15 protein-coding genes are annotated in these 20,915 nt (G+C 67.1%); 10 read left to right on the forward strand and 5 right to left on the reverse strand.

Going from position 1 to position 20,915, the window contains the following annotated elements:
- The first annotated feature begins 135 nt into the window (after positions 1–135).
- Positions 136–1,236, forward strand: coding sequence for an MBL fold metallo-hydrolase (locus AC56LV_RS04180; RefSeq protein ID WP_499556172.1), 1,101 nt, complete (start codon positions 136–138; stop codon positions 1,234–1,236).
- A gap of 28 nt (positions 1,237–1,264) precedes the next feature.
- Here the strand turns inward: AC56LV_RS04180 and AC56LV_RS04185 are convergent, their stop codons facing one another.
- From AC56LV_RS04185 to AC56LV_RS04195, 3 genes are all read right to left on the reverse strand, one after another.
- Positions 1,265–2,374 (reverse strand): metallophosphoesterase, encoded by a 1,110-nt coding sequence (locus AC56LV_RS04185; protein WP_499556173.1) that lies wholly within the window; start codon positions 2,372–2,374, stop codon positions 1,265–1,267.
- Positions 2,375–2,640: 266 nt separating this feature from the next.
- Positions 2,641–4,344 (reverse strand): single-stranded-DNA-specific exonuclease RecJ, encoded by a 1,704-nt coding sequence (gene recJ / locus AC56LV_RS04190; protein WP_499556174.1) that lies wholly within the window; start codon positions 4,342–4,344, stop codon positions 2,641–2,643.
- A 43-nt stretch (positions 4,345–4,387) separates the two neighbouring features.
- Positions 4,388–5,404, reverse strand: a complete 1,017-nt coding sequence (locus AC56LV_RS04195) for a hypothetical protein (protein WP_499556175.1) — start codon at positions 5,402–5,404, stop codon at positions 4,388–4,390.
- 196 nt (positions 5,405–5,600) lie between these two features.
- Here AC56LV_RS04195 and AC56LV_RS04200 point away from each other — a divergent pair, with 196 nt between their 5' ends.
- The 9 genes from AC56LV_RS04200 to AC56LV_RS04240 all read left to right on the forward strand — a co-directional run bounded on the left by AC56LV_RS04200 (position 5,601) and on the right by AC56LV_RS04240 (position 18,705).
- Positions 5,601–6,884: a lipoprotein-releasing ABC transporter permease subunit gene (locus tag AC56LV_RS04200; protein ID WP_499556176.1), complete on the forward strand. Its 1,284-nt coding sequence runs from the start codon at positions 5,601–5,603 to the stop codon at positions 6,882–6,884.
- 48 nt (positions 6,885–6,932) lie between these two features.
- Complete coding sequence (locus AC56LV_RS04205; RefSeq protein ID WP_332533639.1) at positions 6,933–8,198, forward strand: lipoprotein-releasing ABC transporter permease subunit; 1,266 nt, start codon at positions 6,933–6,935, stop codon at positions 8,196–8,198.
- A 16-nt stretch (positions 8,199–8,214) separates the two neighbouring features.
- Entirely contained in the window at positions 8,215–8,922 is a 708-nt protein-coding gene (lolD, locus tag AC56LV_RS04210) for a lipoprotein-releasing ABC transporter ATP-binding protein LolD (protein ID WP_482900210.1), read from the forward strand.
- A gap of 4 nt (positions 8,923–8,926) precedes the next feature.
- Entirely contained in the window at positions 8,927–9,733 is an 807-nt protein-coding gene (locus AC56LV_RS04215; RefSeq protein WP_499556177.1) for a TatD family hydrolase, read from the forward strand.
- Between the two features lie 124 nt (positions 9,734–9,857).
- On the forward strand, positions 9,858–12,743 hold the full coding sequence (locus tag AC56LV_RS04220; RefSeq protein WP_499556178.1) for a type VI secretion system Vgr family protein: 2,886 nt from the start codon (positions 9,858–9,860) through the stop codon (positions 12,741–12,743).
- Positions 12,740–14,449 (forward strand): esterase/lipase family protein, encoded by a 1,710-nt coding sequence (locus AC56LV_RS04225; protein ID WP_499556179.1) that lies wholly within the window; start codon positions 12,740–12,742, stop codon positions 14,447–14,449. The genes AC56LV_RS04220 and AC56LV_RS04225 overlap by 4 nt, the downstream gene beginning before the upstream one ends.
- Positions 14,446–16,152: a T6SS immunity protein Tli4 family protein gene (locus AC56LV_RS04230; RefSeq protein ID WP_499556180.1), complete on the forward strand. Its 1,707-nt coding sequence runs from the start codon at positions 14,446–14,448 to the stop codon at positions 16,150–16,152. Before AC56LV_RS04225 ends, AC56LV_RS04230 begins: the two co-directional genes overlap by 4 nt.
- Positions 16,153–16,206: 54 nt before the next feature.
- The gene (locus AC56LV_RS04235; RefSeq protein WP_499556181.1) at positions 16,207–16,332 is read left to right on the forward strand and encodes a hypothetical protein; all 126 of its coding nucleotides are present in this window, start codon (positions 16,207–16,209) and stop codon (positions 16,330–16,332) included.
- Positions 16,333–16,353: 21 nt separating this feature from the next.
- The gene (locus AC56LV_RS04240) at positions 16,354–18,705 is read left to right on the forward strand and encodes a DNA internalization-related competence protein ComEC/Rec2 (RefSeq protein ID WP_499556182.1); all 2,352 of its coding nucleotides are present in this window, start codon (positions 16,354–16,356) and stop codon (positions 18,703–18,705) included.
- Positions 18,706–18,718: 13 nt separating this feature from the next.
- Here the strand turns inward: AC56LV_RS04240 and AC56LV_RS04245 are convergent, their stop codons facing one another.
- Positions 18,719–20,158: a sensor histidine kinase gene (locus AC56LV_RS04245; protein ID WP_499556183.1), complete on the reverse strand. Its 1,440-nt coding sequence runs from the start codon at positions 20,156–20,158 to the stop codon at positions 18,719–18,721.
- Position 20,159: 1 nt separating this feature from the next.
- Positions 20,160–20,846: a response regulator transcription factor gene (locus tag AC56LV_RS04250; RefSeq protein ID WP_499556184.1), complete on the reverse strand. Its 687-nt coding sequence runs from the start codon at positions 20,844–20,846 to the stop codon at positions 20,160–20,162.
- Positions 20,847–20,915: the final 69 nt, after the last annotated feature.

Genomic DNA, 20,915 nt, shown 5'->3' on the forward strand with positions numbered 1-20,915 from the left:
AAAGCAGCGAGAAAGAACATTGGCCGCTGATAAAAGACGCGTCGTTACGCGCCGAAACGACGCGACGATTCGCATCCCCCGCGTCGTTGGTAACACCGCCTATACTGGCTTTTTTGACCCTCCGGGCATTGCCGCATGCGCACCATACTGACTCCCTTGCTGTCTGTTTCCGTCCTTGCGTGCGCGCTGTTGGCGACCGGCTGCGCGCACCGCAATCCGTATTACGACGCCGCCAGATCCCATCATCGGGTCGAAGGCTTTGCGAACAATTATCCATCCAACCCTGCGTATCAACGGCCGCCGCGCGGCTTCTTCGAGGGCTGGGCTGCGCGGATCGCCAACTGGACCGAGGACGCCGCCGTGCGGGCGCCGCTTGCGCCGATCGCGCCGGTGGCGCCCGACCTGGCCTTCATTCATGCCAGTCGCAGCGAACCGGCGCTGACCTGGATCGGCCACGCGACGTTTTTGTTCCAGAGCGGGACCGGCGTGAACATCCTGACTGACCCCGTGTTCGACGAGCGCGCGTCGCCGCTGCCGTTCGCGGGACCCAAACGCCATCAGGCGCCCGGTGTGCTGCTTGCCGACTTGCCGCGCATCGACGTCGTCCTGCTCAGTCATTCGCATTACGACCACCTGTCGAAGGCATCGCTGCGCGCACTGTACCGCCAGCCGGGCGGGCCGCCGCTGCTGGTGGCGCCGCTGGGCGTGGACGTCTGGCTCGCGAAGAACGTGACGGGCGGCGACCGCTCGCGCATCGTCAAGCTCGATTGGTGGGAAAAGACGGTGTACCGGGGGCTGGAACTGCACCTGCTGCCGGTGCATCACTGGTCAGCCCGCTCGCTGTGGGACCGCAATGCAACGTTGTGGGGCGGCTTTGCCGTTACACGTCCGGGGTTTGCATTCTTCTTCTCGGGTGACCTGGGCTACTCAAAGGATATCGGCGACATCGCCGCGCGCTTCGATGGCTTCGACCTGGCGGCCATCGGTATCGGGGCCTACCAGCCGCTGTGGTACCGCAATTCGCACGTGAGTCCCGACGAGGCGGTGCGCATCCACCGCGAGCTGCGCGTCAAGCGCAGTGTGGGCATGCACTGGGGGACCTACCCGATGGGGCAGGAGCGCCTTGACCAGGCGCCGCGCGACCTGGCGCTGGCGCGCGCGGCGCAGGGTGTGGCGGACGACGCGTTCTTCGTGATGCGGCACGGGCAAACGTACAAGCCACCCATCTCGCCGTGAGTGGCGGCGGATGGGGCGTGCGTGAACTTCAAGGCTGGGCGCGCAGGGTCAGTTTGAGAATCTCGCCCGGCTGCCAGAGCCGCATGCGCGGCCCCCAGCCGCCGGCGCCGCGGCTGACCACCAGCTGCATGTGGCCGATGCGGTACCAACCCACCAAATAGGGAAACTCGCGCTGGGCCAGATAGGTGAATGGCCAGACCTGGCCGCCGTGCGTGTGCCCGGACAGCATCAGGTCGATGTCTTTTTGCGCGGCGCGCTCGATTAGTAGAGGGTCGGGAATGTGCGAGAGCAGGATCGTCGCGCCGTCCAGCCGCTTCGGCAGCATGCGTTCGAGACCGGCATTGACATCGCGTCCACCGCGCCGGGCGCGCCCGATATCGTCCAGGCCCGCCAGGTGCAGGCCCGGTGCGATCTCGACGTGCTGGCCGCGCAGCCACTTGACGCCGCCGGCTGCGAACTCGTGAATCGTGCCGCCGGCGTCGCCATAGTATTCATGGTTGCCGGTGATGGCCCAGACGCCCATGGCGGGCCGCAGGCGTTTGAGGACAGGTGCGAGCAGGGCGTCGTTGATCGGTTCATCTTCAACCTGGTCGCCCAGCATCACGACGGCATCGGGATCGAGGGCATTGATCTGGTCGACCCGCTTGCCGAGCCACTCTGCGCGGCGCTGGGCGCCGAGGTGCGTATCGCTGATCGCCACCAGCACCGTGCCGTCGAGCGCCTTGGGCAGGCCGGGCAGCGTGACTTCCTGTTCCACGATGGCCGGTGCGCGCATCGCCTGGAAGATCGCGAAACTGCTGACCGACACACCCGCAATTGCACCGAGGGCCAGAATGCGCGGGGCCCAGGTGCGCAGCCAGAGGCCGAAGCCCGTGATGACATCGGCCAGCAGCAGATACTGGGTCATGCAGAACAGCACGCCCAGCCACGTCATCGAGAACTGCCCCGGCCACCAGCGCCAGTCAAGCGCCGCATCCCCGAGCTGCACGCCCCACAGATAGAACGCCCACAGCGCCACGGCGCCCACCCACCAGACACGCGCCGGCACCCGCCCGCGCACGGCGCCAAGCGCATACAGGCGATGCGCCACATAGAAATGCATCAGCGAGCCAACGAAATTGATAATGATCGAAAACATGCATGCTCCCGCCGGCAGCCAGCCAGCGCATAGGGAATGAGGGGGGAATGGCCAAACCGGCAAACCGGCTCATCATAGCGAACACGCCAGGATCATGTCGCCTGTAAGTATCCCGCCCGCAAATAGTTATCAAACAATTCGACTCTGACCCTAATTGTTAGGCAGGCTCTGCAGCAAACATAACAATTAGGGTCAGAGTCGAATTATTGGGTAATTGCCTCAGAGTCGAATTGTTTCGCAATTGCTCAGGCGCTTGGCCTGTCTTGTCAGGCGGATTCGGCGTGTTCGACCAGGAGCTGGACCTTGGTGACGCCGTTGTATTCGTTGGCGTCGAGGCGGAAGGCGACGCGGGCGCGGTCGCTCAGGCTGTCGGTGTGGCCGAACCAGATGGCGTCGTAGCGGCGGCCGTTCTTTTCCAGCTGCAGCTTCAGGTGGCGTTCTTTCAGGATGCGCTGGCTGACGACGCGGAATTCGTCGCAGAAGACCGGCGGTGCGAAGCCCTGGCCCCAGACCTGGCCGTCCATCAGTTCGATGAACTGGGTCGAGTAGAACTCGTCCTCGAGCGGGCCGTCGGTTTCGATGATGCGTTCGAGCTGTGCTTCGGTCAGCCAGGCCTGGCCGACGGCTTCGAAGGCCTGGCAGAAGGTGTCGAAATTGTCGTGGCGCAGCGAGAGGCCGGCGGCCATCGCGTGGCCGCCGAACTTGTCGATCAGGCCCGGTACGCGCTTGGACACCAGGTCCAGCGCGTCGCGCAAGTGGAAGCCCGGAATCGAGCGGCCCGAGCCCTTGATCATGCCGTCGCCGGCTGGTGCGAAGGTGAATGTCGGGCGGTAGAATTTCTCTTTCAGGCGCGAGGCGACGATGCCGATCACGCCCTGGTGCCAGCCTTCGTCGAACACGGTGATCGTGCTGGCGCCGGTCGGCTCGAACGTGTCCAGGTGCAGCAGCGCGGTGTCCTGCATCTCGGCTTCGATTTCGCGGCGCTTGAGGTTGATTTCGTTCAGCTGCTGCGCGATGGCCCAGGCGCGGCCTTCGTCGTCGGTGGTCAGGCATTCGATGCCGAGCGCCATGTCCTGCAGGCGGCCGGCGGCGTTCAGGCGCGGGCCGACGGCAAAGCCCAGGTCGAACGGCGTGGCGCAGCGCGCTTCACGCCCGGCCACCCGGAACAGCGCCGCCACGCCGGCATGCATGCGGCCCGCGCGCATGCGCTTCAAGCCCTGCGCGACGAGGATGCGATTGTTGGCGTCGAGCTTGACGACGTCGGCCACCGTGCCCAGCGCGACCAGGTCGAGCAGGCTGTCGAGCTTGGGCTGCGTTTGCGCATCGAACACGCCACGCCGGCGCAATTCGGCGCGCAGGGCCAGCAGTACGTAGAACACCACGCCCACGCCGGCCAGGTTCTTGCTCGGGAAGCCGCACTCGGGCTGGTTCGGATTGACGATCACGCGCGCCGCCGGCAGCACGTCCCCCGGCAAGTGGTGGTCGGTGACGACGACGTCGATGCCCAACCCGTTCGCCGCCAGCACGCCGTCGACGCTGGCGATGCCGTTGTCGACCGTGACGATGATGTCGGGCGCCTTTTCGCGCGCGGTGAGCGCCACGATTTCGGGCGTGAGGCCGTAGCCGTATTCAAAACGGTTCGGGACGATGTAGTCGACCTGCGCGCCCATTGCACGGAGGCCGCGCAGGGCGACGGCGCAGGCGGTGGCGCCATCGCAATCGTAGTCGGCGACGATCGTCATGCGCTTGCCGGCGCCGATGGCGTCGGCAAGAAACGCGGCGGCGGCATCGATGTGCTTCAGGCCGGACGGCGGCGACAGGGCCGCCAGTTCGCTCGACAGCTCACGTGCATCGAGCAGGCCGCGCGATGCGTAGATGCGGGCCAGCACAGGGTGCACGCCATCCTGGCGCAGAAGTTCGGAGGTGCGGAACGGGCAGGGACGGGTGGAAAGTCGGGTCTTCAGTGTCAATGTCTGTCTCGGTCGGGTTATTTCAGTGCGCTCACCAGTGTTCTCACTTCAGTGCGTCGAGCGTCGGGCTGCGCCAGAATTTGCGCTGCGCCAGCGCGCTCGTCGTCGTCTCGAGCAGGCCTTCGCGGCTGCTCAGCACCAGCGTCAGCTTGCTCACGCGGCCAGCTTTCACGGCAGCCAACAGCGGCGCGAACAGCGTTTCTTCCAGTTGCTCCATCACCTGCAGCCAGACGCCCCAGTCGGCGGCCTGCGCCGCTTCGGCCAGGGGGCCGACGACCAGCATGCGGTCGGTCGACAGCAGATCGGGCAACCCCTCAAGCGAATCGAGCCGCTGATCGCCGAGTGCACCTAGCCAGCCCGGCACCGCGAAACTTGCCAGCGGCTGCGTGTGCGCGCGCGCCGTCCGGCCCGCACCCCACATCCAGAACGCGTTCACGATCGGCAGGCGGCGCGTTTCGCGCGCGGCGTTCACCGGATGTGCATGCCACGCCATCTGTACTTCGTTCTGCAGGCGCCGGTAGGCCAGCGCCGGCTGGCCCTTCGGCATGAAGTCCGTCAGGTCCATGTTGACGACTGTGTCGGGCGTGGCGGTCTCGAAACCGGTCCAGTCGTCAGCGCGCAGGAACCAGGTTTGCGCATCGCCGTAGCGCAGCGCATGGCCAATGCTTTCGCAGAGGTCGGCAGCCGTGGCGAACAGCGCGCGGCTGTCGTCATCGTCCAGTGGAACCTGGCGCGTATCGGCCATCGTCAGGTGGGTGCGCGCGATCTGGATGTGACCGGGGGACACGATGTACCAGTTGCCGCCCTCGGGTTCCAGCCCGAAGCCGCGCATGGCGGCAACGGCCACGTCGACCCCGCCCGCGGCGCCCAGGCCAAGCGCGCGCGCCAGCCAGGTTTCGTGGGGCAGGGCGTGGGTATGTTCGGCCGTGCGCGTGCGCGTGGCGCCCGACGTGCGTGAGAGCAGCAGCGCCAGCGCCGGCGTGTTCATCGCACGGATCAGGTCGGGAGCAAATTCGGGAAGCGGCAGAGCGAACGGCAGGACGAGCGTAATATGAGCCATCCCGCTATTCTAGGGCAAATCGCCACCACCAGCGGGGTGCCACCCCGATTCTTCACCCGCATGCCCGCTGGAATGCCCTAGTGGGTTTTTGATAATTGCGCCACAATCCCGGTTTGTCTGGCAAACTGCCGGGCTGATGCAGCCCGGCGCTGCGCTATTAATAAAAAAACACAGCGGATCGGTCGACACGGACAGCATGAGCATCACCCACAAACTCCCCTACGAATGGCAGATCGGCCTGCGCTACACGCGCGCCGGCAAGCGCAGCGGCCGCAACAGCTTCATCTCCTTCATTTCGATGGCCTCGGTGGCTGGTATCGCCCTCGGCGTGGCCGCGCTGATCGTCGTGCTGTCCGTGATGAATGGCTTCCAGAAGGAAGTCACCAACCGCATGCTGTCGATGCTGGCGCACGTCGAGATTTTTGACAGCCGCGGCGCGCTGCCCGACTGGCGCGCCACCAGCCTGCAGGCGCTGCGTAACCCCGAGGTCAAGGCCGCCGCGCCGTTCATCGATGCGCAATCGATGCTGCTGGTCGACGGCGTCATGAAGCCGGCGCTGCTGCGCGGCGTGGCGCCGGTCGAAGAAGCGCAGGTATCCGACATCACGCGCCAGATGAAGGCCGGCAGCTTTGCATCGCTGCGCGCCGGTTCGTTCAACGTGGTGCTGGGCCGCGCGCTGGCCAAGTCACTGGGCGTCGATGTGGGCGACCGCGTGACGCTGCTCGTGGCCAGCAGCGGCATCCTGGGCGGCGCCAGCACGCCGGGCGAGAACCCGCTGCCGCGCACGCGCGCGCTGACCGTGTCCGGCATTTTCGAAGCCGGCCATTTCGAGTTCGATTCCACGCTCGCCCTGATCAATATCGACGACGCCCAGGTGGCCACAGGCGCGACGGCGCCGGCCGGCATCCGCCTGCGCCTGCAAGACCTGCACCAGGCGCCACGCGTGGCCTACGAACTGCAAACGTCGATGCCGGGCGAATTGATCATGCGCGACTGGACCAAGGTCAACACCGTCTGGTTCGCGGCCGTGCAATCGCAGAAGAACATGATGTTCATTATCCTGACGATGATCGTGGCGGTGGCCGCGTTCAACCTCGTCTCGACGCTCGTCATGACCGTCAAGGACAAGCAGTCCGACATCGCCATCCTGCGTACGCTGGGCGCCTCGCCGCGCGCGATCATGAAAATCTTCATGGTGCAGGGTACGCTGGTCGGCCTGCTGGGCGGCCTGCTCGGCGTGGGCCTGGGCGTGCTGGTGGCGCTCAATGTCGACGTCATCGTGCCGGCCATCGAGCGCATCTCGGGCGTGCATTTCCTGTCGCAAGAGGTGTATCTGATCAGCGAAATGCCGTCCGAACTGCTGTGGGCCGACGTCGGCTGGATCGGCGGCGTGGCGGTGCTGCTGTCGTTCCTGGCGACGATCTACCCAAGCTGGGCCGCCTCGCGCGTGAAACCGGCAGAGGCGCTGCGCTATGAGTAACCGCGCCTGCGTCGTTTGCCCCGATTCCAATCCGAAGCACGAGAATTCATGAGCATCATCCACAAACTGCCGTACGAGTGGCAGGTCGGCCTGCGCTACACGCGCGCCGGCAAGAGCAGCGGTCGTAGCAGCTTCATTTCGTTCATCTCGCTCATTTCCGTGGCCGGCATCGCGCTCGGCGTGGCGGCCCTGATCATCGTGCTGTCGGTGATGAACGGTTTCCAGAAGCAGGTCACCGACCGCATGCTGTCGGTGCTGGCCCACATCGAGGTATTCGATGCATCGGGCAGCATGCCGGACTGGCAGGCCAGGGCCAAGGAAGCGGCGCAGAATCCAGCCGTACTGGGCTCGGCGCCGTTCGTCGAGACCCAGGGCCTGCTGGTGCGCGACGGGATCATGCGTCCGTCGATCGTGCGCGGCGTGCTGCCGGGCGTGGAAGACAATGTGTCGACGGTGGCGAAGCAGATCCGCGCCGGCAGCTTCGATGCGCTCAAACCCGGCAGCTTCAATATCGTGCTCGGTTATGCGCTGGCGCGCGCGCTGGGCGTGGGCATGGGCGACAAGGTCACCATGGTGCTGGCCCAGGGCCAGGTGACGCCAGCCGGCATGGTGCCGCGCACGCGCAGCTTCACGGTGGCCGGTATCTTTGAGGCCGGGCACTTCGACTTCGATGCGGCGCTGTCGTTCGTGCACATCGAGGATGCGCAGCGGCTCGAACGGCAGCAGGCGCCATCGGGCCTGCGCCTGCGCATCGCGAACATGCGCGAAGCGCCGCAAGTTGCGGCCGAATTGAAGGCCTCGATGAAGGGCGACCTGGTCGTGCGCGACTGGCCCAAGCTCAACGCCAACTGGTACGCTGCAGTGCAGACCGAAAAAAAGATGATGTTCATTATTCTGACTTTGATTATCGCGGTAGCCGCCTTCAACCTGGTCTCGAGCCTCGTGATGACCGTGACCGAAAAGCAGGCCGACATCGCGATCCTGCGCACGCTGGGCGCCTCGCCCGGCTCGATCATGAAAATCTTCATGGTGCAGGGTGCGGTCGTCGGTGTGCTCGGCACGCTTGCGGGCGTGGCCATGGGCGTGGGCGTGAGCAAGAACATCGGTGTCATCGTGCCGTTCATCGAACGCTTGCTGGGCGTGGAGTTCTTGTCCAAGGATATCTATTTGATCAGTACCGTGCCGTCCGAGCTGTACACGCCGGACGTCGTCACCATCGGCATCGTGTCGGTGGTGCTGGCCTTTGCGGCCACGATCTACCCAAGCTGGGCCGCCTCGCGCGTGAAACCGGCGGAGGCGCTGCGCTATGAATAATGTGAAGAACAATGCGATGAACGACGTGAACAACACCAATGACGTACCCGTGCTGGCCTGCCGTGGCCTGGGCAAGACCTTCAATCAGGGCGACGCCATCGTGCGCGTCATCGACGGCATCGACTTTGCCGTGTACCGCGGCGAGCGCGTGGCGATTGTCGGCGCGTCCGGCTCGGGCAAGTCGACGCTGCTGCACCTGCTTGGCGGCCTGGATACGCCGAGCAGCGGCACGGTAAGCCTGCGCGGCGAGGATTTTGCCAGCCTGTCCGAATCCCGGCGCGGCGAACTGCGCAACACGGCGCTGGGTTTCGTCTACCAGTTCCACCACCTGCTGCCCGAATTCACGGCGCTCGACAACGTCATGATGCCGCTCCTGATCCGCCGCATGCCGCGCGCCGAGGCGCTGACGCTGGCGCAGGCAATCCTCGAACGCGTGGGCCTGGGCAAACGCGTCATGCACCGCCCGGGCGAATTGTCCGGCGGCGAGCGCCAGCGGGTCGCGCTGGCGCGCGCACTGGTCACGCAACCGGCCTGCGTGCTGGCCGATGAACCGACCGGCAACCTCGATCACACGACTGCGCAGATCATCTTCGACCTGATGCTCGAACTGTCGCGCACCCTCGGCACCGCCTTCGTGATCGTCACGCACGACATGGAACTGGCGCGCCGCTGCGACCGCGTGCTGCGCATGACCGAGCACGGGCTGCAGGCAGCAGAGGGCTGACGCCATGTGGATCGATACGCACGTTCACCTCGACGCCCGCGAATACGGCGGCGATGGCGCCGGCGTCGCGCGCAGGGCCGAAGCGGCCGGCGTCTCGATGATCGTCATCATGGCAGTCGAGCGGGGCAATTTCGACACGGTCGCGGCCCTTGCTGCAGGCAGCCCGAACGCCTGCTACGCACTGGGCATCCACCCGATGTGCGTGCCGCAGGCGCACGACGACGACCTGGCGTACCTGCGCACGCGCGTCGAAGCGGCGATGGACGATCCGCGTTTTGTCGGCATCGGTGAAATCGGCCTGGATTTCTTCATCCCCGAACTCACCACGCCCGAAATGCGCGAGAAGCAGGCGCGGTTCTTCCGCGAACAGTTGCGCATCGCGCGCGACTTCGGACTGCCCGTGATGACGCATGTGCGCCGCTCGCAGGACCAGGTGCTCAAGCACCTGCGCCAGATTCGCCCGCCGAGCGGCATCGCGCATGCCTTCAATGGCAGCTTCCAGCAGGCGCAGAATTTCATCGACCTCGGCCTGCACCTGGGCTTCGGCGGTAACCTGACTTTTACGCGCGCGCTGCAGATCCGGCGCCTGGCCACCGAGTTGCCGCTCGACTGGATCGTGCTGGAAACTGACGCACCCGACATCGCCCCCAGCTGGATTCATCCGGGCCGCAACAGCCCCGAGAACCTGCCGGGCATCGGCGCGGCGTTGGCCGAATTGCGCGGCGTTGACACGGATGTCGTGCGCATCGCGGCCCATCGCGCCTCGCTGGCTGCGATCCCGCGCCTGGCCGGCTTGTGCGCCGCCGTCTAGCCAGGCGGCCCGGCGAAGTTCCCGAAACGGCGTCCGGCATCTGTGACACCTGACAAAACGCCATCAGTACGGCGTGCCAAGATGTGCTTCCCCCCGAAGCGCATTGCATGGACAGGAGATTCACGTGGACAACGCCAGCGAATTCCTGCGCATGCTGCAGAACGACCGTTCGCTATCGGGGACGCACCGGCCCATCCGGCTGCGTCTTGGCCATGCTGATCATCCGCTTGCCACTGTGCTGTTGCCGCAGCGTGTCACGGGCAGCGAAGCCATTTGCGGCAGCCTCGAGTACACCGTTACCTGCGTCGCGTCCACCCCGCGCCTGCCGCTCAAGGAACTGATCGCGCTGCCGGCCGAGGTCGGGCTCGTCACCGATCGGGGCGGGTTGCGCGGCGTGTGCGGCATCGTGGCCGAAGCACGCGCCGGCGATTTCGACGGCGGCCTGGGCGTGTACCAGCTCGTGATCCGCGACGCGCTTGCGATCATGGAAAAGCGCATCAACAGCCGTGTATTTCGCTACCAGAACGAACTCGAGATCGTGCAGGTGCTGTTCGACGAATGGCGCCTGTCGAACAGCGTGCTGGCCAGTGCCTTCGATTACGAACTCGATCCGTTGTTCGACCCGCGCCAGTTTCCGCCGCGCGAGCAGACCATGCAATACAACGAGTCCGACGCCGCCTTCGTGCGCCGCCTGCTGCGCCGGCGTGGCGTAGCCTGGACTTTCCGGCCCGGCCACGCGCGCACCAGGGCGCCAGGCAGCGAACGCGACGCATCGCCTGCCCACACGCTGGTGCTGTTCAACGATCCCAACACGCTGCCCCGCAACAGCGCCGGCGCCGTGCGCTACCACCAGGGCGGCGCCAGCGAAGAGCGCGACACGATCGTCTCGTGGTGCGCCGCGCGCCGCCTGCAGGCCGGCAGCACGACGCGGCATAGCTGGGATTATCGCAATCCGCTGGGCACCAGTTTCATGACGGCCACCGCGCGTAGCATGGCCGACCAGGGCCCCAGTGGCAATGGGCTTGCCGCCAGCCTGGACGACTACCAGGTCGAGATGCCCCATGCCGGTAACGACGTCGAAGACCACTGGCGCCTGGGCCAGCTGCGCATGAACCGGCACGAGCTTGACACCAAGTGCTTTCATGGCGCGGGCACCGTGCGCGACCTGCGCGCCGGCGAATGGTTCACGCTCAGCGGTCATCCCGAGATCGACACGCACCCGGCCGCCGAACGCGACTTCGTCATCACCGCATTGCAGGTCGAGGCCGAGAACAACCTGCCGGCTGACGTCGCGCAACGCGTGCGGCGGCTGATGGGCACCGCGCTCTCGGGAGCCGACAACGCATTTGCGGCATCGGTGCTGGCGTCTGCGCCTGGGGCTGCGCCGGCACATGCGCCCGCATCGTCGCTCGCATCCGGTCCCGTTCGCGTGCGCGTCACCTTCGACGCGGTGCGGCGCGGCATCCCGCTGGCCCCGGGTTTCGATCCGCGCACCGACCTGCCGCATCCGCAACTGCAAAGCGCCATCGTGACGGGGCCACCCGGCGAAGAGGTCCACTGCGATGCGCTGGGCCGGGTCAAGATCCGCTTCCCTGGCATGCGTACCGACGACCACCGGCATGCGCATGGCGCAGGGGCATCAAATACGCCTGCGGATTCGGCCTGGGTGCGCGTCGCATCCAACTGGGCCGGAGCGGGCGCCGGCAGCCAGCAGCAATCGGGCACGCTTGGCATGCCACGCGTGGGCACCGAGGTCCTGGTGGCATTCATGGGTGGCGACCCTGACCGGCCCGTGATCCTGTCGCAGTTGTACAACGAGCGTTCGCAGCCCCCGGCGCTCAGCCGCGCGGGTGGCTTGCCGGGCAATCGCTACCTGGCCGGCATGCGCAGCCGCGAGATTGGCGGCGCGCGCGGCGGGCAGTTGCTGTTCGACGATACCCCGGGCCAGATCGGCGTGCAGCTGGCCAGCGACCATGCTGCTGCCAAACTCAATCTGGGCTGGTTGTCCGAACCACGCACGAATGGCACGGCCGGTGCACGCGGCGAGGGCGCCGAACTGCGCAGCAGCAAGGCCGTTGCCGTGCGCGGCGGCGAAGGCATCCTGCTCAGTGCAGGCGGCAGCGATGCCGACCGTGGCGCCCAGCTCGAGCGCGGCGCGCTTGTCGGCATCGCCGAGATGATGCACGGTGTGCTCGATGAACTGGGCCGGCTGGCGGGCGCGCATGGCGAAGATCATGCGGCCAGCCCGCGCCTGGCCGAGCTCACCGAACGCTTGCGCCGCTGGCATGACGGTTCCAACCTGGCCCCAGGCCTGGCGCAGGGCGGCGCGCCGATGGTGGCGGTCAGCGCGCCGGCCGGGGTGGTGCTGGCCAGCGACGACGCCATCGCGCTGGGCGCGCGCACCAAGATCGACATCGTCTCGACCGGCGACACCGAAGTGGCGGCCGGGCGCAGCTTGTTCCTGCGGGCGTCGCGCGCGCTCAGCCTGTTCGCGTATGACCTCGGCATGAAGCTGATTGCGGCGCGCGGCGACATCGTCGTCGAAACCCACAAGGGCGATATCGAAATCAAGTCGTCCAACCGGATTCGCCTGATCGCCGCCACCGGCATCGAACTCGAAGCGCCGTCGGTCAAGGTGGTGTCGCAGGGGACGCAAACCGACTGGCACGGCGGCGCAATCACGCACCAGAGCAGCGGCAACCACGTCATCAAGGCCGCCAGCGTCGACTATCTCACAGGCGGTAGCGGCATGCCGGCCGGCCTGCGGCTGCCGGCCACCGCCCTCGAAACCGATGAGCGTGTGGTGGTGATCGACCGCCAGACGAATTTGCCGGCCAGGGGGCAGCGCTATATCGCACAGCACGAGGACGGTACCAGCATCGAAGGCATCACCGACGATGAAGGCCGCACGGGCATCCTGCATAGCTACGCCATGGGCGACATCGAAATCCGCCTGCTGGCCGATGACCAGTCCAGCGATCCAACGCCCGCCAGCACGGACAGAGCATGAGCGAGCCAACCCGGCCGATCCACCAGCCCACCGTCGAGCGCGATGGCAGTTTGGTGGCCCATACGGTCGCCACGCCGGTCGCATTCAAGGTGCGCGCCCGCGTCACGATCGGATCGCGCAAGGTCATCCCCGTCATTTTCGTTCCTGGCAGCATGGGCTCGAACCTGCGGGCGCGCGCCAATTTGAACAAGCGTGACGACGACGCGCTGCGCCCGGGCGAGCCCGCATGGCGGCCACCGAATCATCTCGCTGGCAAATACCGCGAGGCCGACGTATGGGAGACACGCGCGCCTGCACTGCGCCAGCGCATCCTCGATCCCGCCATCCTCGAGGTGGACCCTGACGGCGAACTCGACTTCCCACTCTGCGGCCTGGATGCTGACGTCATGCGCGAGCGGGGCTGGGGAGAAATCCACGCCGACTCGTACGGCGCGCTGCTGGTCGACCTGCAACGCCACCTGGACAAGACGTTCCAGCTCTCGCCCCAGGGCGCGCGCCTGGTGCGCCTGCACTGGAAGCGGGTGATGCAATGCGACCCCGAACGCTGGGGCGTGCGGCAGATCGAGCATGTCACCGAAGCTGAACTCGAACACTACGCCGGCTATCAGTATCCCGTCTATGCCTTCGGCTACAACTGGCTGGCGTCGTGCGACGTGGCGGCAAAAAACCTGCGCACGCGGATCGACGGGATACGCGCCTTCTGGACCGACCGCAAGCATGCATGCCGCCACGTGATCCTGGTGACCCACTCGATGGGCGGGCTGGTCGCGCGCGCCTGTGCGCGCCTGAGCGAGGGCGCAGGTGGTGCCTCGGATATTGCCGGCATCGTGCACGCCGTGATGCCCGCGCTGGGCGCCCCGGTGGCATACCGGCGCATGGCCTGCGGCACCGAGGCAGGCAACTTCACCAACGGGCCACTGGCCAATTTTGCGGCGTCCGGGTTCGCCGACATCGCTGGCGACACGAGCGCCAAAACGATGCCCGTGATGGCAGTGGCGCCCGGCCTGCTGCAACTGCTGCCGAATCATCTGTACCCGGCGCCGTGGCTGGTGATCAAAACGGTGCGCGGCGTCAGCGCGCACGAGGATATGCGCGACATGGTGTCACTGCCGGATGGTAATCCCTACGATATGTATCGGGACATGACCTCGTGGCACCGGATGATCGACCCGGGGTTGGTGGACCCGGCGCGGCGCTACGCCAAGCTGCATGGCGGCCCGGTCAAGAAAATTCTTGACGCAATCAACGAGGCGGAACGCTTTCATCGCCAGGTTCTGGGCGTCGAAGGGAAGGGCGGCAAGAGCACGCCGTACTATCACCGCCATTCTTACGCCTTCTATGGCGCGGACAAAACGCTGAAAGCGTACGGCAAGATTCGCTGGGTGGCGCGCATGCCCTCGACGTCGCCAGCGGTGCTTACGACCGCAAACGTACGGGCGGCAAAGCTGGTCGCCGATGGTGGAAAAGGAAGTGCCGGCATGCGCGAGGTGGAAACCGCGAACGGTGTCCGGCTGCGCTTTGTCTTGTGGCCGCAGGACGAAGAAGGCGATGAGACCGTGCCGCTGCAGTCCGGCGCAGGGGCGGCAGCGCACGTGCGTGGCGCGTTTGCGCCAACGGGTTTCCGGCACCAGGACAGTTTCCAGCACGAAGACATGCTGCTGCTGACGCGCCATCTCATCGTCAAGATCGTTCAGGAAGTCCGATGAAGCGGCTGAAGAGCCGCCGTGTGCGTTGGGTCGGTATAGCGATGGCGTCAGCCCTGACGCTGGTGTCCTTTCTCGCGAACTCGTTCCAGACCGACGAGGATAGGCAAAAGGTGGCAAAGATGACCGGCACGATGAAGACCGTCTGCGTAGGCCGTTTCCTGATCGACCTTCCCGCCGAGGCGACGGTGCGTCTGCGACGTGGCTTCGTCGGCGGTTACGATGTCGCCAGCACCGACCGTGAAACGGATGACGATTTCACGGAACGTCTCGGTGCATTGGAGAACACCCTGCTTGACGGGAAAAGCGAGTATGGCAAGCTCGAGTCGGCGAAAGACTTGCTGTCTGCGACGGGGCAGGGCAAGGTATTCGTGCACAACCGGCGACCGGCCCAGACCATCGAAAACGGCCACATTGTGGCAATTGAGGACGTGGACGTGCACGGCCTGCTGAGACTGCCCCACATCAGCATTGACGCGCAAGCGCAGGGCATGGCGCCGGGCAGCGGGGACGGGCTGGCACGCGTGCTGCGGCGGTTTCGCGCGATGCAGCCCGGCGAGATACCGCGCGAGCCAGGATTCTGCCTTGGCCACGCCATCGTGCTCGACCCGTATGACGACGCGGACACGGAAAGCGTCGTGCTGTTCGCCGGCCTGCCAGGCCATCCTGACGTGAGTATCGTGCTCTCGTCGATGGCAGGGGTGACGCCCGCTCCGCGCCTGCTCGAACGGCATGCGATCACGGTCGACCGCCGTCCGCTGTTCATGCAGCTTGCGTTCTCGCATCTGCGTGAAGCAGCGCGCGCCATCAATGGCCTCGACGGCGATGAACTGGTCATGCGGGTGCGCGAGCCCAATTTCACGACCGGCTATTCGTTTCAGTGGGAAATGCCCGGGCGCCAGGCGGATGTAACCACGCCGTTCATGACACTGGAACTGGCCGCCGGCACCGATCCGGCGGGTGGCGGCAAGCCGGTGCAGTCAACGTTGTCCGAGCAGGCGCTAATCGATCTGTGGGACCGGATCGCCGGCAGCCTGCGGCTGAGGCCAACTGCGATCCAGGCGCCAGCGGCTGTTGAAGCGCCGGCCACTGCGCTCGGCGCCATCGCGCTCGCCGGTGACAGTTGTCCGCACACGGGCTGGTGGCAATGCACCGAGGTCAACGCCCGCGTGCGCGTCTACAACGGGCAACGCCAGTTCATCGCCGAAGGCAAGCGCATGCCGCAAGCGCTGCTGCTGCCGCAACCAACCGTCTGGCAGCGGGTCAGGGGTTTGCAGCCCAGCTATGAAAGCCGGAGCCCGACCCGGTGGCGCCTGGCGGACAAGCGCCACCGTCCGCGCGTACCGGTTCAGTCCGCACCAGCGCCTGCCGTGACCGGGTTAGCCGAGCCCGGTGGCGTGCGCGATCTCGCGCCCCTTGATGCGTCTGACCTTGGGCCCGGTCTCGCGACCGGTCTGGAGCATGATGTTACGTCCGGCGTGAGGCCCGAAACGGACCTCATGCCACATCGCGACGCCCTGATCGGCAGCGCCGCGCAAAGCAGTGCACCTTGTCCGGCCAGCGGATGGTGGCGCTGTGACGACAGCGATGCGCTCGATGGCACGCGCTGGTTTGCCGCAGGCAGCCTGCTGCCACGTGCATCGTTCGCACAACGCGTTCGCCGGCACAGCAGCTGGACACTGGTGCGGCTTGCAAGCGAGCCTTGAGTGCATCGATCCGATCCGAACAGCCGCTTGACGCGACAACACGAAGGAGATGTCATGGACGGACCGGTGACGCGCCAGAAAGACTGGATGGTCCGCCCGACCGCAGTGGCAACGGGTAGGTGCTTCGTCGCTGCAATGCCGATCGGGCACAAGTCGGGCGACAGCCGCCCGGCCGCCTGACCGACGTTCGTTCGCCAACCCATGCGCAGCGCCATCCTTGCCTTTACCGCGGGCGCTGCCTGGCTCCAGACCCGGCCCGCATTGCCGGAACCAGCCAGCCTTGCTGCGTGCGTGTTCACGGCCATCGCCGTTTGCGTGATCCTGCGCGGCTTGCCCCGCATGCTGGTTGCCGGGGTCCTGCTCGGCGCGTGCTGGGCAGCGCTCCTTGCCCACAGTGCGCTCGGCGACGCATTGCCGCTTGCGGACGAAGGCCGCGAGATTGCCGTGACCGGCGTCGTCGCGAGCCTGCCGCACCGCTTCGACGGCGGCGTGCGCTTCCAGTTCGACGTTGCGCACGTCGACACGCCCGGCGCCACCGTACCGGCCAACATCATCCTGTCCTGGTACAGCGCCAGCGCCGCCGATCCGGCCTTCGTGCAGCCCGGTGAACGCTGGCGTCTTGTCGTGCGCCTGCAGCGCCCGCACGGCAACGCCAATCCGCACGGCTTTGATTACGAGGCGTGGTTGCTGGCACAGGGCGTGCGCGCGACGGGCTACGTCCGCCCGGCCGGCACGCGCAATGCCCGCCTGGCGGCATGGACGCCGGACGCCGGTTACGCCGTGGAGCGGGCGCGCGGCTGGCTGCGCAGCCGCATCCTGGCGGCCCTGGGCGGCAAGCCGTATGCGGGCGTGATCGTCGCGCTGGTGATCGGCGACCAGCGCGGCATTGATCAGGGGTCGTGGGACGTGTTCAACCGCACCGGCATCAGCCACCTCGTCTCGATCTCCGGCCTGCATATCACGATGCTGGCGGGCCTGGCCGCGTGGGCCACGTCGTGGCTGTGGCGCCGCTCATTCTTCACCGGTGCGAACCTGCCATTGCACTTGCCGGCGCAGAAGGCGGCCGCCCTGGCGGGCGCCGTGGTGGCGCTGCTGTACGTGCTGCTGGCCGGCTTCGGCGTGCCGGCCCAGCGCACCTTCTACATGCTGGCGGTGGTCGCGCTGGCGCTATGGTGCGGTCGCATCGCCTCGATGTCGCACGTGCTGTGCCTCGCGCTTGGCGTGGCCGTACTGCGCGATCCGTGGGCGATGCTGTGGCCGGGCTTCTGGCTGTCGTTCGGGGCGGTGGCGGCGATCCTGTATGCGTGCAGTGGCCGGCTGGGCGTGCCCACGCGCGGCTGGCGCGCCGGTCTCGTGGTGGCGGGGCGCACCCAGTGGGCCGTCACGCTGGGCCTGGCGCCGCTCACACTGCTGCTGTTCGGGCAGGTGTCGCTGGTCAGCCCTCTTGCCAATGCGGTGGCCATTCCCGTGATCAGCCTGTTCGTCACGCCGCTCGCGCTGGCCGGCAGCGTGCTGCCGTCGCCGCTGGCCGATCTGGTGCTGGGCAGCGCGCACCTGGCGATCGTCGTCCTGGTGTGGCCCCTGACGTGGTTGTCCGCGCCCGCGCTGGCCGTGTGGACCGCGCCCGCGCCAACACCCTGGATCCTCGTGCTGGCCCTGGCCGGCACCGTGTGGATGCTGGCGCCGCGCGGCTGGCCGCAGCGCTGGGCGGGCCTGGCTGCGTGGACGCCGCTGCTGACCCACATGCCGACGGGGCCTGTGGCCGACCGGTTCGACATCACGGCGTTCGATGTCGGCCAGGGCATGGCGCTGCTCGTCGAAACGCAGCATCACCGGCTGCTGTACGACACCGGCCCGCTGTACGCGCCCGGCGCAAGCGGCGCCACGCGCGTGATCCTCCCGTACCTGCGTGGCCGCGGCATCGGCCGGCTCGATGCACTGGTGATTTCGCACAGCGACCTCGATCACGTCGGCGGCGCCGAGGCAGTGTTGAAAACGGTACGAGTAGGGCAGTTGATCTCGTCACTTCCCGATGGCCACCGGGTGCTGGGCAAGGCCACGCGCCCGGCCCGCTGCAGCGCCGGCCAGGCCTGGCACTGGGACGGCGTGCGCTTCGAGATGCTCGCACCCAGTGTCGCCAGCTACGTCAACCCGCGCCTGAAGGCCAACGCGCGCAGTTGCGTACTGCGCATCAGCGCGGGCGGCAAAGCGATCCTGCTGGCCGGCGATATCGAAGCGGCGCAGGAAGCCGCACTGCTGGACCTTGATGCCGATCGTCTGCGCGCCGATGTGCTGCTGGCGCCGCACCATGGCAGCGGCACCTCGTCGAGCGCGGCATTCCTGCACGCGGTCGCGCCGACAGTCGGTATTTTCCAGGTAGGCCATCGCAATCGCTATCGCCACCCGCAAAAGCTGGTCTACGCGCGCTATGGCGCCATGGGCATCGAGCGTATTCGCACCGATGAGCGGGGCGCCGTCACGCTGGCGTTCGGGACCGGCCTGGACGTGACGACCTACCGCGCAACCCACGCCCGCTATTGGTACGGGCGTTGAGCTGCAGACGTCATCATCCGGCCGCAGGCAGTGTGATCGTCACCCGCAAGCCCCCGCCATCGCGATTGGCCACCACGATCTCGCCGTCATGCGCCTGCACCACGCGCTGCGCGATGGCCAGTCCAAGCCCGTGCCCGTCGACACCGGTGCGCGATGCCCCGGAGCGGAAGAACGGCTGGAAAATCGCCGGAAGATCCTCGGGCGCGATGCCTGGCCCCCGGTCGCATACCTCGACCCGTGCCACGCCATCCACGGCGCGCACGGACACCGCCACGACGCCGCCCGGCGCGCCATGTCTGGCCGCATTGCGCACGACGTTCTCGAGCGCGCTCCAGAGCAGATCCGGGTCGCCGCTGACGTTGACGCTGTCGTCGGCGTCGAAGTCAACGCGCAGCGCCGCGCCGCCGGCCGCCTGGCCAGCTTCAAAACGCGCATCGGCGACCAGCCCGTCGACCAATTCCACCAGATCCACCGGCTCGCGCCGCAGCGCGTCGGGCGATGCTTCCAGGCGCGACAACGTCAAGAGTTCGCCGATCAGCTTATCCATGCGGTTGCTTTCGCGCTCGATGCGTTCGAGCGTGATGCCGATCTTTTCCGGCTGCTGGTGCGCCAGGCCCAGCGCCGCCTGCATGCGCGCAAGCGGCGAGCGCAGTTCGTGCGACACGTCGTGCAGCAGCCGGCGCTGGCCATCCATCAGCGCGCGCAGGCGTGCGCTCATGCGGTCGAAGTCGCGGCCCAGGTCGACCAGTTCGTCGCCGCCCTTGGCGCCGGGACCGAAGCGCGGCGCCAGGTCCCCGGCGGCGGCGGCCTCGAAGGCGCTGCGCAGGGCGCGGATGGGGCGCGAGAAATACCAGGCCAGCAGCGCCGCGAACAGCAGGCTGGCCAGCACGGTGGCGCCGATCACGACGCTCTGGCCGATACGGCGCCGCGGGCCGGGACCGGGCCCGAGGCCGGGCGTCAGCGTATCGGGCCCGGCGCCTTCGCGCAGCCCGTCCTGGCGGCCGGCTTCACGGCCGTCACGGCCGATCTGGCGCCCGAAGTCACGCGACACGAACGCGATGTACTGCTCGCCGCCCGGGCCGACCAGGCGCCGCGCGCCACGCCACACGGCGCTGTCGCCACCCTGGGCGCCGTCGCGCAGCTCGCGTTCGACTGCATGCATCAGTTCGGCCGTTACCGCGCGGCCCAGCAGTTCGTGGCGCGATGCGTCGAGCACGAACAATTGGGGGCGCCGCATGTCGGGCAGCAGGCTGCGCAGGGCGGGCAAGCCACCGTGGCGCAGCGTGGCGGCGGCGGCGTCCAGCGCGATCGCTGCCGGCGGACCGCTGTCGAGCACGGGCGTCGCGCGCTGGCGTGCCTGGTCGCGCAGCCAGAACACGCCGCCCACGCCGATGGTCGCGGCCACCTGCGCCAGCAGGATGCACAGGAAGAACTTCCAGAACAACCGGCCCATGCTACTCCTTGATCAACTGGTAGCCCTGGCGGTAGATCGTCTGCAGGCACGAGCGGCCGTCCGCCAATGGCCCCAGCTTGTGCCGCAGGCTGCTCAGGTGGACGTCGATATTGCGATCGAACCGCGCCAGCGGCCGGCCCAGGCCCTGTTCGGACAGGTCGTTCTTGCTGACCGGGCGGCCGGCATTGCGTGCCAGGACTTCGAGCAGATTGAATTCGGTGCTGGTCAGGTCGAGATGCTGGCCGTCCCAGGTGGCGCGGCGCTGTTCGGGCAGCATGGTCAGCTTGCCGATGCTGAGCACCACCGCGGGCCCGCTCTCGGGCACGGCCTGGGTGCGGCGCAGGATGGCGCGCACGCGCGCTGTCAGTTCGCGCGGCGTGCAGGGCTTGGCCACGTAATCGTCGGCGCCCAGTTCGAGGCCCAGGATGCGGTCGGCATCGTCACCGCGCGCCGTGAGCATCAGGACCGGCATGCGGCTGCCGGCGCGGATCTGGCGCAGCGCTTCGATGCCGCCCGCTCCCGGCATCATGACATCGAGGACCGCGATGGCATAGCCGCCGGTCAGCGCGGCGCGCGCCCCGTCCTCGCCATTGTGCACGCAGGTGACGGGAAAGCCTTCCTGTTCGAGGTATTCGGCAAACATGCCGACCAGTTCGACATCGTCGTCGATGAGTAAAACGTTGTTCATGTTGACAGGATAGCGCAGCAGGTCGGTCGCGTCTGCGGTGCTTTACGCGGATTTACCTGGCTTAGACGC

The organism is Telluria sp. RB2R28 (genome assembly GCF_059685835.1).

What these genes read in the sequence shown, in the direction of transcription:
- AC56LV_RS04225 (WP_499556179.1), top strand. Translation starts at nt 12,740, where the DNA reads ATGAGCGAGCCAACCCGGCCGATCCACCAGCCCACCGTCGAGCGCGAT.
- AC56LV_RS04215 (WP_499556177.1), top strand. Translation starts at nt 8,927, where the DNA reads ATGTGGATCGATACGCACGTTCACCTCGACGCCCGCGAATACGGCGGC.
- AC56LV_RS04230 (WP_499556180.1), top strand. Translation starts at nt 14,446, where the DNA reads ATGAAGCGGCTGAAGAGCCGCCGTGTGCGTTGGGTCGGTATAGCGATG.
- AC56LV_RS04245 (WP_499556183.1), bottom strand. Translation starts at nt 20,158, where the DNA reads ATGGGCCGGTTGTTCTGGAAGTTCTTCCTGTGCATCCTGCTGGCGCAG.
- AC56LV_RS04205 (WP_332533639.1), top strand. Translation starts at nt 6,933, where the DNA reads ATGAGCATCATCCACAAACTGCCGTACGAGTGGCAGGTCGGCCTGCGC.
- AC56LV_RS04240 (WP_499556182.1), top strand. Translation starts at nt 16,354, where the DNA reads ATGCGCAGCGCCATCCTTGCCTTTACCGCGGGCGCTGCCTGGCTCCAG.
- AC56LV_RS04200 (WP_499556176.1), top strand. Translation starts at nt 5,601, where the DNA reads ATGAGCATCACCCACAAACTCCCCTACGAATGGCAGATCGGCCTGCGC.
- AC56LV_RS04180 (WP_499556172.1), top strand. Translation starts at nt 136, where the DNA reads ATGCGCACCATACTGACTCCCTTGCTGTCTGTTTCCGTCCTTGCGTGC.
- AC56LV_RS04195 (WP_499556175.1), bottom strand. Translation starts at nt 5,404, where the DNA reads ATGGCTCATATTACGCTCGTCCTGCCGTTCGCTCTGCCGCTTCCCGAA.
- lolD (WP_482900210.1), top strand. Translation starts at nt 8,215, where the DNA reads ATGAACGACGTGAACAACACCAATGACGTACCCGTGCTGGCCTGCCGT.
- AC56LV_RS04235 (WP_499556181.1), top strand. Translation starts at nt 16,207, where the DNA reads ATGGACGGACCGGTGACGCGCCAGAAAGACTGGATGGTCCGCCCGACC.
- AC56LV_RS04185 (WP_499556173.1), bottom strand. Translation starts at nt 2,374, where the DNA reads ATGTTTTCGATCATTATCAATTTCGTTGGCTCGCTGATGCATTTCTAT.
- AC56LV_RS04250 (WP_499556184.1), bottom strand. Translation starts at nt 20,846, where the DNA reads ATGAACAACGTTTTACTCATCGACGACGATGTCGAACTGGTCGGCATG.